This window comes from Cellulomonas sp. S1-8 (assembly GCF_026184235.1).
Classification (GTDB): domain Bacteria; phylum Actinomycetota; class Actinomycetes; order Actinomycetales; family Cellulomonadaceae; genus Cellulomonas.
In genome coordinates this window covers 4328546-4340012 of record NZ_CP110806.1, presented here as the reverse complement: position 1 = coordinate 4340012, position 11467 = coordinate 4328546, and the positions used below count along the sequence as shown (strand labels likewise).

Sequence of the window (11467 nt, the reverse complement as noted above, 5' to 3'; positions counted from 1 at the left end):
ACGCGTGCCACGGATCACGGCCGGCTCGGTACCCGAGCACCGCGAGGCGCAGCGGCGCGCGATCCTCGACGCCACACGCGAGCTGCTGACGGCTCGCCCGGACGTCGAGCCGACGTTCGCGGACGTCGCGGCCCGGGCGGGCCTGTCGCGGCCCAGCATCTACCACTACTTCCCGACGCGGGACGACCTGTTCCGGGCCGTCGTGGTGGAGGCGCTGCCGCGCTGGCGGGAGGCGATCACGACGGCGACCGACGCGCAGGACGACCCGATGGCCCGCGTCGCCGCGTACGCCGACGCGAACCTGACGCTCGTCGCCGAGGGCGAGCACGCCGTCATCAGCGCGCTCGCGACGTTCAGCCCGCGCGCGTTCGCCGACCCGTGGGTCGCACAGATGCACGGCGAGCTGGTCGAGCCCCTGGTCACCGCCCTGCGCGACGCGCAGGTCGAGGACCCGGAGGTCGTCGCGGAGCTCGTGAACGCCGTCGTGCACAAGGCGGGCGCGATGATCGAGGCGGGGTCGGACGTGGCGACGGTCCGCAGCGCGGTGCGCGGGCTGCTGGTGCCGGTCACGACGGGTACCCGCCCGCCGACCCTCTGACGGCCCACCCCCAGCCCCCGCCGACCGGAACGCGGCTCCCGGGATGGACGCCCATGCGGTGAACGGTGTTCCGGTCGGCGGGGGGTCGGGGAACATACGCGCACGCCCTGACCGTTGCGCCTGGCATGCGTGCCATCACCTACGACCGCTACGGCGGCAGCGACGTCCTGCAGCTCACCGACGCACCGGAGCCGAAGCTCGGGCCCGACAGCGTGCTCGTGCGGGTGCGCGCCGCGTCGGTCAACCCCGTGGACTACAAGCTCCGCCAGGGGTACCTCGACCAGCTCCTCGACATCGAGTTCCCGGCCGTTCCCGGCTGGGACGTCGCGGGCGTCGTCGAGCGCACCGGTCTGGACGCCACGGAGTACGCCGTGGGGGACGAGGTCTACGGGTACGCGCGACGTGACTGGGTGCACGGCGGCACGTTCGCCGAGCTCGTCGCGGCGCCCGTCCGCACCCTCGCCCGCAAGCCCGCGTCGCTGACCTTCGAGGAGGCCGCGGCCGTACCGCTGGCAGGGCTGACGGCGTACCAGTCGATCGAGCGCGTGGGCGTGAGCGCCGGCCAGACCGTGCTCGTGCACGCCGCCGCGGGTGGCGTCGGGCAGTTCGCGGTGCAGATCCTGCGGGCCCGTGGAGCACGCGTCATCGGGACCGCGTCGGCCCGCAACCACGACCACCTGCGCGGCCTGGGCGCCGAGCCCGTCGAGTACGGCGACGGGCTGGTCGACCGCGTGCGCGCGCTGGCACCCCAGGGCGTCGACGTCGTCCTCGACTACGGCAGCGACGACTTCGTCGCGACGACCCGTGCCGTGCTGGCCGACGGTGGCACGGTCGCGTCGATCGTCGACGTCGCCGCACGCGACGAGCTCGGGGGGCACCACGTCTGGGTGCGTCCCAGCACCGCGGACCTCGACGCGCTCACCGGCCTGATCGACTCCGGCGCGGTCGAGGTCGACGTCGCGCAGGTGTTCGACCTCGCCGACGCGGCGGCCGCGCACGACCTGGTCGCGGGTGGGCACGTGCGGGGCAAGGTCGTCGTGCGCGTCTGAGGCTGACGGGCCCGTGGGCCCGTGCAGTGTGCTCGCATCGATCGAGCGACTTGAGGAATCTATTGATAGTCGATAGATTCCTCTCGTCGTCCGATCGAGGAGTCACCATGCGCCATCTCACCGTCCTCGCCTTGCGCGTCGTCATCGTGCTCGCGCTCGCGGGGTCCCTGTTCGTCCAGGTCTTCATCGGCCCGGCGCTGTGGGTCGACCTCGAGGAGGCCCCGCCCGGCGTGCAGCTGCCGTTCGTCCTCATCTTCGTGCTGGGACTCGTGACCCTCCAGGTGTGCGCCGTGTGCGTGTGGCGTCTGCTGACGATGGTCCGGCGCGAAGAGGTCTTCACGCCCGCCGCGTTCCGGTGGGTCGACGTGATCATCGGCGCGATCGCCGCCGCGGCGGTCCTCGTGTTCGCGCTGGCCGTCGTGCTGGCGCCGGGGGAGGCCGTCGCGCCCGGGATCGTGCTGATGATCTGCGGGGCCGCCCTCGTGCTCGGCGGCATCGCGCTCGTCGTCCTGCTCCTGCGCCTGCTGCTCGCGCAGGCCGTCGAGCGCGACACCGAGGCCCGGCGCCTGCGCGACGAGCTCGACGAGGTGATCTGATGCCCATCGTCGTCGACGTCGACGTCATGCTCGCGCGTCGCAAGATGTCCGTCGGCACGCTCGCCGAGCGCGTCGGCATCACGCCGGCCAACCTCGCCGTCCTCAAGAACGGCCGCGCCAAGGCCGTGCGGTTCGCGACGCTCGCGGCACTGTGCGAGGTGCTCGAGTGCCAGCCGGGGGACCTGCTGCGGTGGGAGCCGGACGGGGAAGCGGACTCGACCGACCCGGCGTAGGCCCACGTCGGTACCCTCGCCCACGACAGGACGGGGTACCGATGGCCGACTACACGACTCCGCTCGCGTACCAGCGCAGCACGGGCAGGTTCTTCGCCGTCCTGCAGCGGCGGGCGGCTGCGCACGCGTCGGCGGACGCACCGCAGGGCGGTCGCGTGCTGGACGTCGGCTGCGGGCCGGGCATGCTCGTCCGGACGCTCGCGCGTCGACGCCCGGACCTGCACGTCGACGGTCTCGACGTCACACCGCAGATGGTCGAGCACGCGCGCGTCGTCCTCGCGCGCGCCGGCCTGGCGGACCGCACGGCCGTCGTCGTGGGCGACGCGGCCGCGCTGCCCTACCCGGACGCCTCGTTCGACGTCGTGACGTCGACCATGAGCTTCCACCACTGGTCCCCGCTGGGCGACGCGGTCCGCGAGGTGCTGCGCGTGCTGCGGCCGACGGGCACGGCCTACCTGTACGACGTGGGCGTCGCGCCGTTCGACGGTGTCCGCGCGGCCGTCGCGGGCGTGCCCGGGTGGACGTCCGAGCGGGTGCTCGTGCGGGGGGTCGTGCTGCCGTCCGTGCTGTACCGCGGGGTGCGGCTGCGGCGCGTCACGTCGTGAACAGCACCTGCCCGTCGTCGTCGCGCACGACGGCCCGCGGTGCCTGCGTGGTGTCGAGCTCGACGTGCAGCCGGTGGGCGCCGTCCGCGGACGTCGCGGTGTACCGGTAGCGGGTGTTCGTCAGCTCGTCGGCGGTGGTACGGGCCGTGTGCAGCCAGGGGTGCCGACGGCGCAGCGCGACGAGCGCCTGGTGCACGTGCAACGCGCCCAGCTCGTCGTCGCCGAGGTCGTCCGGCGACGCGGGCAGCACCGGCCGCACCGCGTCGTCGCCGCCCTCGCGCTCCTCCTTGAGCGCCTCCCAGCCCAGCTCGTCGCCGTAGTACAGCGTGGGCACGCCGCCGACGGTCATGAGCACGACGAGCGCGAGCACCGCCGCCTGCGGGCCCACCTGCGTCGCGATGCGCGTGACGTCGTGGTTGCCGACGAACGTCTGCGGCACGAACGTCTCGAGGAACTCGTCGTGGCGACGCAGCGCGTGGTCGAGCTCCCAGAAGTTGCGGTCCCGCAGGCTGCTCCACACCGCCTTCCACAGCTCGTACTGCGTGACCGCGTCCATGCCCGACGCCGCGACGATCCCCGCGTAGTCCCCGTGGATGACCTCGCCCACGACCCACGCGTCCGGGTGCCGCTCACGCACCGCCGGCAGCACGTGCGCCCAGAAGGCCGGCGGCACCGCGTACGCGGCGTCCAGCCGCCAGCCGTCGACGCCGCGGTCCAGCCAGTGCGTCATGACGTCGACGACGAACGCGGCCACCGCGGGGTCGTCGTGGTTCAGCGCGACGAGCGCGCGGTGACCCTCGAAGTCCGCCGTCCGCGGGCCGTCGGGATGGTCCCAGTCGACGCGCAGGAAGCCCGCCCGGGGCCCGTCGGGACCCTCCGCCAGCACCTGCGTGACCAGCGGGTGCTCCGCGCCGACGTGGTTGAACACCCCGTCGAGCAGCACCCGCAGCCCGCGCTCGTGGGCCGCGGCGATCAGCGCGTCCAGGTCGTCCTCGGAGCCCAGGCGCGGGTCGACGCGGTAGTGGTCGGTCGTGTCGTATCCGTGCGTGGACGACGCGAACACCGGGCCCAGCAGCACGCCGTTGGTGCCCAGGCGCACGACGTGGTCGAGCCAGGGGAGCAGGCGCTGCAGGCGGGGGGTGCCGGGGGCGTCGTCGGGGGTGCGGACGGGTGCACCGACCGCCCCCAACGGGTACACGTGCCACCAGATCGCGTGCTCGGTCCAGCCCGTGCCCATGCCGCCTCCACCCCTCGACCCCGACGCCATGACCCTAGTCCGGGTGCTGGATTGCTCTCTCGCGCGGGGGGGGGTGGGGGCGAGGTGCTGGATTGCTCTCTCGCCCCGGGGGGTGGGGCGGGTGCGTGCTGGATCGCTCTCTCGCGGTGAGGGGGCGATCCAGCCCCGTCAGTCGCCCAGGCCCGTGCCGACCTGGCGGGCCGCCTGGACCCAGGCATGGTCCAAGGGGACCAGCTTGACCTTGCCCGCCACGTCGGCGAGCGGCACGGGGACCGCGTCGTCGCCGCGGGCCGCGACCATGACGCCGAACTCGCCGCGCTCGACGAGGTTCGCGGCGGCCGCACCCAGGCGCGTCGCGAGCAGCCGGTCCGCCGCGCACGGCGTCCCGCCGCGCTGCACGTACCCGAGGATCGTCACGCGCGTCTCCAGCCGGGTGGCGGCCTCGAGCTCGCGCGCCAGCTTGAACGTGTGCTCGCGCTGCGCGTCCTCGACGTTGGCCAGGTGCTTCTTGGCGGCGCGGCGCGACTCGGGGGTCTTGGCGGACTTCACGAGGAGCTGTGCGGCCTCGTAGTCGGCTGTGTCCTCGACGTCCCGGGCGCCCTCCGCGACGGCGACGACCGAGAACGACGAGCCGCGGGACATCCGCCGCCGGATCGTCTCCGCGACCGCGTCGATCGTGTACGGGATCTCGGGGATGAGGATGATGTCGGCGCCGCCCGCGATGCCCGCCGCGAGCGTCAGCCACCCGGCGTTGTGGCCCATGATCTCGGTGAGGATGATCCGGTGGTGGCTGTGCGCGGTCGAGTGCACGCGGTCCACGGCCTCGGTGGCGATCTCCGTGGCCGTCGCGAAGCCGAACGACGTGTCCGTCTCGGCGATGTCGTTGTCGATCGTCTTGGGCAGGTGGATGACGTTGAGGCCTGCCTCGACCAGGCGCATCGCGTTCTTCGCCGTCCCCCCGCCGCCCAGCATGATGAGGGCGTCCAGGCCCAGCGCGCGGTAGTTCTCCGCGACCGTCGGCACCATGTCCTGCGGCTCGCCACCGTCCACGGAGTACCGGTGGACCTTGTCGCGGCTCGTCCCCAGGATGGTCCCGCCGACGGTAAGGATCCCGGACAGGGCCTTGCCGTCCAGCTCGACGTACCGGTTCTCGACCAGGCCCGTCACCCCGTCGCGGAACCCGAACAGCTCCATGCCGTAGTGCCCGATCGCGGTCTTGCCGAACCCGCGGATCGCCGCGTTCAGGCCGGGGCTGTCGCCGCCCGCCGTGAGGATCCCGACCCGCTTCGCCCTGGTCCGCGTCATGCCCGCCTCCACCCGCCGTGACCGGCGGGGGCCGGCCGTGTGCGCACAGTGTCGTGGGCAAGCGCACCCCCGCACAATGTCGTAGGACGACTGTGGTGCGGCGCGCGGACGGCGCCGACCGCGCCCCCGCCGGGATGTGGTCAGTTCTCCGCCCACTATGGGGTGGTCACGGACTCGGAGGTGACCACTCTGCGAGGGTCCGTGCTAGGTGGGGCGAGCGGGTCAGAGGCCCCGGGGGGTGCGGGCTACGTAGGCCTCTCCGCGGGGGCTCAGGGCGTAGCCGACCTCGAAGCTCTGGGTCAGGCCCAGGCCCTTGAGCTTGCGGACGTCGAGCTTGAACGGGTCGCGCTCGCGGCCCAGCTCGGCTGCCAGGTCGGGTGCGCGGACGTGGGGGCGGCGGCGGATCACGTCGAGCGTCGCGGTCGTCCACGGGCCGTGCGTGCTGGCGCGGTCGAGCCGGTCGAGGCGCAGGTCGATCGCGGCGACGTCGGCGTCGGTCAGGTCGGCGTCCTCGCGCAGGGCCTCGCGGGGGTCCGGCCCGGCCCACACGAGGGCGACGCGGTAGACCGGCCAGCCGGTCGCGTCCGGTGCGGGACTCTCGTCGACGACGGGCGCGCGGCCGTACCGCGCGGTGCGCCGCCGCTTCGCGACCGCGGCCGGATCGAGCAGGCCCAGCAGCGCGGCGACGTCCGGCAGGCCGGCGGCGTGGGCGTCGGCGTCGGTGAGCGTCGCGGGGTCGACGACGTCGACGGACGTGACCTCGACGACGCCCGCAGACGTGCGGAAGCGTGCGCCGGGTCGCACGTCGACGCGCTGCCAGCGGCGGAACGCGAGGGTCACGGTGCCGTCGGCGATGCCGGTGGCGACCTTGGGCGGCAGGAGCACCCGCCCAGCGTGCCGGGCGGGGCCGGGTGGCGTCGAGGGGTGGACCGCTGCACGTCTCCGAGGTAACGTATAAGCAAGGGCTTATACGCTGACGACGGACGGAGACGTGATGGCCGGCATCGACGCACTGGAGCAGGTCGGACTCGTGGCGCGGGAGCTGCGCCGCGGCGAGCGGGACGGGACGCCGACCAAGATCGTCGTGGCCCACCGTGCCTACCGGGCCGACCCGGCCGACGTGTGGGACGCGCTCACCGACGCCGAGCGGCTGCCGCGCTGGTTCGCACCCGTGACCGGGGACCTGCGCCCGGGCGGTCGCTACCAGGTCGAGGGCAACGCCGGCGGCGTCGTCGAGGCGTGCGAGCAGCCCGCGCGCATCGCGCTGACCTGGGAGTTCGGGGGCCAGGTGAGCTGGCTCCAGCTCCTGCTGGCGCCCGCCGACGGCGGCACCGAGCTGACGCTGCTGCACGAGGCGCACGTCGACCCGGAGTTCTGGGAGCAGTTCGGCCCCGGGGCGGTGGGCGTCGGGTGGGACCTCGCGCTGTGGGGGCTGGCGGCCCACCTCGCGACGGGCGAGGCGATCGCGAAGGACGTGGGCGAGGAGTGGCCGACGACGCCCGAGGGCCAGGAGTTCGTCCGGCGCGCGGTCGGCGGGTGGGCGCAGGCCGACGCCGCCGACGGACGCGAGACGGTCTCCGCCGAGGCCGCGGGCCAGCGGACGTTTGCCTTCTACACCGGCACGGCGGCGCCCGAGGCATGAGCACCGCCGCTGACCGCGCCGAGCTCGCACCCGCTGCCGCCGCCGCCCGCGTCGACGTCGTCCTCGCGGCGCTCGCTGAGCCCGTGCGCCGGAGGCTCCTCGAGCACCTCGGGGGGGCGGAGCGCGCCGCCGGCGAGCTGGTCGCAGCCGCGGCGGACGAGTTCGGCATCTCCCAGCCCGCGACGTCGCAGCACCTGCGCGTGCTGCGCGAGGCAGGCGTGGTCGTCGTGCGCACCGACGGGCCGCGTCGGCTCTACCGGGTCGAGCCGCAGGGGCTGAGCGTCGTCGAGGGCTGGCTCGCCAGGTTCCTCGACCCGTTCGCCCAGCCGCTCGACGCGCTGGAGACCGAGCTGGTGCGCGGCCGACGGGACCGTCGACGGGGTGCGCAGCGCTCGACGGGCGGCACGGAGGCGACAGGGACCTGACCGAGGTGGCCGCCGGGCCGCGGCGCGATCATGCCGCGGGGGCCGGGCGAGCCGGTGCGGTCCCGCGGCCGTCAGGGCGTGAGGGCCTCGCGCAGCCCGTGGAGCACCGGCCACGCCGCCTCCGACGTCGTCCCGGCGACCGTCCACGTCAACCCCGTCGCCGGGTCGTGCGTCGCGAAGAACCACACCCCCGAGTCCTCGCCCTGCAGCACCAGCGCACCGCCGTTGCGCAGCCAGAGGCCCAGGCCGTACGCGTACCCCTCGCCCGGCCCACCCGGACCCTCCGGCGCCCGACGCATGCGCCTGACCAGCGTGTTCGGCACGATCCGCCCGCCCAGCAACGCACCCCAGAACCGCTCCATGTCGAGTGTCGACGTGCACGTACCCCACCGCGGCGTCGCCCGGCAGCGCGTCGGGCCGCCGGAAGCGTCCCCACGTGACCACTGGTCAAACGTCGTGCGTGCCACCATCGGGCGTGCCCGCGATCCTCGCCGTCCTGCTCGCGGCCATGTGCTTCGGCACGACCGGGACCGCCCAGGCGCTCGGGCCGTCGGCCGACCCCGTCGCGCTCGGTGCGGCGCGGATCGCCGTCGGCGGGATCGCGCTCGCGCTCGTCGCGACCGTCGTCTCGCACGCGGGACCCCGCGCACTGTCGAACGGATTGCGCTCTCGCGGGGGGTGGGGGGTGACTGGATTGCGCTCTCGCGCTGCGTGGGGGCGCGGGTGGGTGGCGGTGGGGGCGTTCGGCGTGCTCGCCTACCAGCCCGCGTTCTTCCTGGGGACCGCGCGCAACGGTGTCGCCGTCGGGACCGTGATCGCACTGGGGTCGGCACCCGTTCTGACGGGCCTCGCGACGTGGGCGCTGGGCCGCGGGCGGCCCGGACGGTCGTGGTTCGTCGCCACCGCGCTCGCGACCACGGGCGTCACCGTCCTGGGGCTGGCGCCCGGCGACCCCGGCGCCGCCACGGCCGGAGGGCTCGACGTCGTCGGGGTGCTCGCGTCCCTCGGCGCCGGTGCCGCGTACGCGCTCTATACGCTCGCGGGGGCGGCGCTCATCGGCGGGGGCTGGACGTCGACCACGAGCATGGGCGCGATGTTCGGCGTCGCCGGCGTCCTCAGCGTGGGCGTGCTGGCCGTCGTCGGCACCGGGGGTCTGACGTCGCCCGCAGGGCTGGCGACGGTGCTGTGGCTGGGGCTGGTCACGACGACGGCCGCGTACGTGCTGTTCGGGTACGGGCTCGCACGGCTCGGCTCGGCGACCGTCGCGACGCTCACTCTCGCCGAGCCGCTGACGGCGACCCTCCTGGGTCTGCTCGTCCTGGGCGAGCGGCTGCCAGGCCGTGCCGTGCTGGGCCTGGTGGTCCTGGCGTGCGGGCTGGTGGTGCTGGCCGTGGACGTCCGGACCCGCCGCGCGGCCGCCTGAAGGCTCACGCCGACCACGCGCACGAAGGAGTGTGAAGCGTTGTTGCCGGAATCCGGCAGCAACGCTTCACACTCCTCACGTCCGTCCGGCCGACGGCTCAGGGCCCGAGCGCGGTCCGCACGGCGAGCGCCAGCACGACGGCGGCCCCCACGACGGCCGTCCAGCGCCGCCCGCGCGGCCCGGTCAGCCGCGCACCGGCCCACGCGCCCGCGCTGCCCAGCAGCAGCTGCCACGACGCGGACGCGAGGAAGGCCGCGACCACGAACATGACGCGCGGTCCGGGGCCGGTGAGGGTCGTCGCGGACGCGCCGGACGTCAGGGCGACGAAGTAGACGACCGTCGCAGGGTTGACCGCCGTCGCGGCGAGCACGAGCAGGAACGCCCGGCGTGGCGTCATGACACCGGTCGTCCGGGGCTCGGGCACCACGTCCGCCGTCGCGTCGCCGGGTCCCCGACCGTCGCCGGGTCCCCGACCGTCGCCGGGTCCCCGACCGAGGGCCGGGCGCAGCAGCAGCAGGGCGACGACGACGAGCACCGCCGCCGACGTCCAGCGCACGGGCCCGGCCGCGCGCACGAGGACCGGCGCCAGCGCGGAGCCCAGCACCACGGCGACCATCGCGTACGCGCCGTCGACGACCGCCGCGCCCAGCCCACCCGCACAGCCGACGCGCCGCCCGTGCCGCGCACCGAGCAGCACGAGCAGGACCCCGACCGCGCCGACCGGCAGCGCGATGCCCCAGCCCGCCAGCAGACCACCGACGGCCGCGGTCGTGAGGTCAGCGGCCACGGCGTCCGCCGGCGTCGGAGCCCCGCGGGTCGGGCGTGGCGGGCATGCGCCGATCATGGCCGCTGCCGCGTGCGTCGGCCAGGGCTTTCGAGGCGCGTCCGTTCGCGGGGCGTCGGCCCCTCCACGGCCCGACGCGCCGGTCGGAAGCGACGCTCGATATGGGACGTTGGTCCTGAACCGCGCGGTCCACGTGCCCAGGAGGCCCGATTGCCCGGCGACTAGCGGGTGTCGTGGCGTTGCCGCGCTGCTACGTTCGATCGAATCGGCAGGACCAGACGAAGCATCCTGAGCAGGGGGTACCGGTGGGCCGACCCGACGAGGCGCGCGACGGCGCGCGACGACCGGCCGCGCCCCCGCCCCGCGCGACCGGCGCACCCCAGCCGACCGGTTCGACCCGCAACCTCGTCCTCGCGGCGCTCGGCTTCTTCGTCAACTTCTGGGCGTGGGCGCTCATCAGCCCGCTCGGCGCGGCGTACCGGGAGCGGCTCGACCTGACGGGGTTCCAGCAGGCGGTGCTGGTGGCCGTGCCGGTGATCGTCGGGTCGCTGGGGCGGATCCCGGTGGGAGCGCTGACCGACCGCGTCGGTGCACGGGTCATGTTCCCGGCCGTCAGCATCCTGACCGTGCTGCCCGTGCTGTACGTCGGCCTGGTAGCGGAGAGCTTCGCGGCGATGCTCGTCGGCGGGTTCTTCCTCGGTCTGGGCGGCACGGCGTTCGCGATCGGTGTCCCGCTGGTCAACGCCTGGTACCCGCCTGCGCGTCGCGGCACGGCGCTCGGGATCTTCGGTCTCGGCATGGGCGGCACGGCTGTCTCGTCGTTCACGACCGTGCGCCTGTCGACCACGGTGGGTCCCGAGGCGCCGTTCCTCATCGTCGCGGGCGTCCTGACCGTGTACGCGATCGCGTCAGGCATGCTCGTGCGCGACGCCCCGGGGCGCGCGATGCCGCAGGGGTCGTTCCTCGCGCGGACGTGGGCGACCGCGAAGCTGCCCGCGACGGGCCAGCTGTCCGTGCTGTACGCCGTGGGCTTCGGCGGGTTCGTCGCGTTCAGCGTCTACCTGCCCACGTACCTCATCAACGCGTTCGGCCTGACGCAGGAGGACGCCGCGCTGCGGACGGCCGGGTTCGTGGTCCTCGCGGTGCTCATGCGGCCCGTCGGCGGCGCACTGACGGACAAGTACGACGCGACGGCGGTGCTCGTCGTGTGCTTCCTCGGTGCCGCCGTGCTCGCGGCCGTCGCGGCGCTCGAGCTGCCGCTCGTCCCGGTCGGGACGATCGCGTTCCTCGGGCTCGCGGCGCTGCTCGGCGCGTCGTCGGGAGCGACGTTCGGGCTGGTGGCAAGCTTGGCGCCGCCGGAGAAGGTCGGTGCGGTCACCGGGCTCGTCGGTGCGGCGGGCGGCCTCGGCGGGTTCGTGCCGCCGCTCGTCATGGGAGCGGTGTTCGACGTCGTCGGCGACTACAGCCTGGGCCTCGCGCTGCTGGCAGTCGTCTGCCTGCTCACCGTGCTGTTCACGCGCGGCCCCGTCCGCCGCTCGGCGCACGCGAAGCGCGCCGCCCCCGTGTAGCC

14 protein-coding genes are annotated in these 11467 nt (G+C 74.6%); 9 read left to right on the top strand and 5 right to left on the bottom strand.

Annotated elements, in window-relative coordinates:
* Positions 1-4 precede the first annotated feature (4 nt).
* From OKX07_RS19530 to OKX07_RS19510, 5 genes are all read left to right on the top strand, one after another.
* A complete protein-coding gene (locus OKX07_RS19530; RefSeq protein WP_265629664.1) occupies positions 5-598 on the top strand; it encodes a TetR/AcrR family transcriptional regulator in 594 nt (197 codons plus the stop codon).
* Positions 599-723: 125 nt separating this feature from the next.
* A complete protein-coding gene (locus OKX07_RS19525; protein WP_265629663.1) occupies positions 724-1647 on the top strand; it encodes an NADP-dependent oxidoreductase in 924 nt (307 codons plus the stop codon).
* Positions 1648-1754: 107 nt separating this feature from the next.
* Positions 1755-2243 (top strand): DUF2975 domain-containing protein, encoded by a 489-nt coding sequence (locus tag OKX07_RS19520; RefSeq protein WP_265629662.1) that lies wholly within the window; start codon positions 1755-1757, stop codon positions 2241-2243.
* The gene (locus OKX07_RS19515; protein ID WP_265629661.1) at positions 2243-2476 is read left to right on the top strand and encodes a helix-turn-helix domain-containing protein; all 234 of its coding nucleotides are present in this window, start codon (positions 2243-2245) and stop codon (positions 2474-2476) included. The genes OKX07_RS19520 and OKX07_RS19515 overlap by 1 nt, the downstream gene beginning before the upstream one ends.
* A gap of 41 nt (positions 2477-2517) precedes the next feature.
* Entirely contained in the window at positions 2518-3081 is a 564-nt protein-coding gene (locus OKX07_RS19510) for a class I SAM-dependent methyltransferase (protein WP_265629660.1), read from the top strand.
* Here OKX07_RS19510 and OKX07_RS19505 read toward each other — a convergent pair.
* From OKX07_RS19505 to OKX07_RS19495, 3 genes are all read right to left on the bottom strand, one after another.
* Positions 3071-4318 carry an alpha-amylase family protein gene (locus tag OKX07_RS19505; RefSeq protein WP_265629659.1) on the bottom strand — a complete coding sequence of 416 codons (1248 nt, stop codon included), beginning with the start codon at positions 4316-4318 and terminating at the stop codon, positions 3071-3073. The two genes, OKX07_RS19510 and OKX07_RS19505, sit on opposite strands and share 11 nt — an antisense overlap.
* 168 nt (positions 4319-4486) lie before the next feature.
* Positions 4487-5623, bottom strand: coding sequence for a 6-phosphofructokinase (locus tag OKX07_RS19500; RefSeq protein WP_265629658.1), 1137 nt, complete (start codon positions 5621-5623; stop codon positions 4487-4489).
* Positions 5624-5845: 222 nt separating this feature from the next.
* Complete coding sequence (locus tag OKX07_RS19495; protein WP_265629657.1) at positions 5846-6508, bottom strand: hypothetical protein; 663 nt, start codon at positions 6506-6508, stop codon at positions 5846-5848.
* A gap of 109 nt (positions 6509-6617) precedes the next feature.
* On the opposite strand from OKX07_RS19495, the gene OKX07_RS19490 reads away from it, so the two are divergent.
* Entirely contained in the window at positions 6618-7265 is a 648-nt protein-coding gene (locus tag OKX07_RS19490; RefSeq protein ID WP_265629656.1) for an SRPBCC family protein, read from the top strand.
* Positions 7262-7690 carry an ArsR/SmtB family transcription factor gene (locus OKX07_RS19485; protein ID WP_265629655.1) on the top strand — a complete coding sequence of 143 codons (429 nt, stop codon included), beginning with the start codon at positions 7262-7264 and terminating at the stop codon, positions 7688-7690. The genes OKX07_RS19490 and OKX07_RS19485 overlap by 4 nt, the downstream gene beginning before the upstream one ends.
* 71 nt (positions 7691-7761) lie before the next feature.
* On the opposite strand, the gene OKX07_RS19480 is transcribed toward OKX07_RS19485, so the two are convergent.
* A complete protein-coding gene (locus tag OKX07_RS19480) occupies positions 7762-8052 on the bottom strand; it encodes a hypothetical protein (RefSeq protein WP_265629654.1) in 291 nt (96 codons plus the stop codon).
* Positions 8053-8165: 113 nt separating this feature from the next.
* Here OKX07_RS19480 and OKX07_RS19475 point away from each other — a divergent pair, with 113 nt between their 5' ends.
* On the top strand, positions 8166-9113 hold the full coding sequence (locus tag OKX07_RS19475; protein WP_265629653.1) for a DMT family transporter: 948 nt from the start codon (positions 8166-8168) through the stop codon (positions 9111-9113).
* A 97-nt stretch (positions 9114-9210) separates the two neighbouring features.
* On the opposite strand, the gene OKX07_RS19470 is transcribed toward OKX07_RS19475, so the two are convergent.
* The gene (locus tag OKX07_RS19470; RefSeq protein ID WP_265629652.1) at positions 9211-9900 is read right to left on the bottom strand and encodes a LysE family transporter; all 690 of its coding nucleotides are present in this window, start codon (positions 9898-9900) and stop codon (positions 9211-9213) included.
* Between the two features lie 302 nt (positions 9901-10202).
* Between OKX07_RS19470 and OKX07_RS19465 the strand changes: the two genes are divergently transcribed.
* Entirely contained in the window at positions 10203-11465 is a 1263-nt protein-coding gene (locus OKX07_RS19465; protein ID WP_265629651.1) for an MFS transporter, read from the top strand.
* The last annotated feature ends 2 nt before the right edge of the window (positions 11466-11467 follow it).

Excerpts from the sequence above, each read along its gene's own strand:
- OKX07_RS19500 (WP_265629658.1), bottom strand. The coding sequence starts at position 5,623 with ATGACGCGGACCAGGGCGAAGCGGGTCGGGATCCTCACGGCGGGCGGC.
- OKX07_RS19480 (WP_265629654.1), bottom strand. The coding sequence starts at position 8,052 with ATGGAGCGGTTCTGGGGTGCGTTGCTGGGCGGGCGGATCGTGCCGAAC.
- OKX07_RS19510 (WP_265629660.1), top strand. The coding sequence starts at position 2,518 with ATGGCCGACTACACGACTCCGCTCGCGTACCAGCGCAGCACGGGCAGG.
- OKX07_RS19505 (WP_265629659.1), bottom strand. The coding sequence starts at position 4,318 with ATGGGCACGGGCTGGACCGAGCACGCGATCTGGTGGCACGTGTACCCG.
- OKX07_RS19490 (WP_265629656.1), top strand. The coding sequence starts at position 6,618 with ATGGCCGGCATCGACGCACTGGAGCAGGTCGGACTCGTGGCGCGGGAG.
- OKX07_RS19520 (WP_265629662.1), top strand. The coding sequence starts at position 1,755 with ATGCGCCATCTCACCGTCCTCGCCTTGCGCGTCGTCATCGTGCTCGCG.
- OKX07_RS19485 (WP_265629655.1), top strand. The coding sequence starts at position 7,262 with ATGAGCACCGCCGCTGACCGCGCCGAGCTCGCACCCGCTGCCGCCGCC.
- OKX07_RS19525 (WP_265629663.1), top strand. The coding sequence starts at position 724 with ATGCGTGCCATCACCTACGACCGCTACGGCGGCAGCGACGTCCTGCAG.
- OKX07_RS19515 (WP_265629661.1), top strand. The coding sequence starts at position 2,243 with ATGCCCATCGTCGTCGACGTCGACGTCATGCTCGCGCGTCGCAAGATG.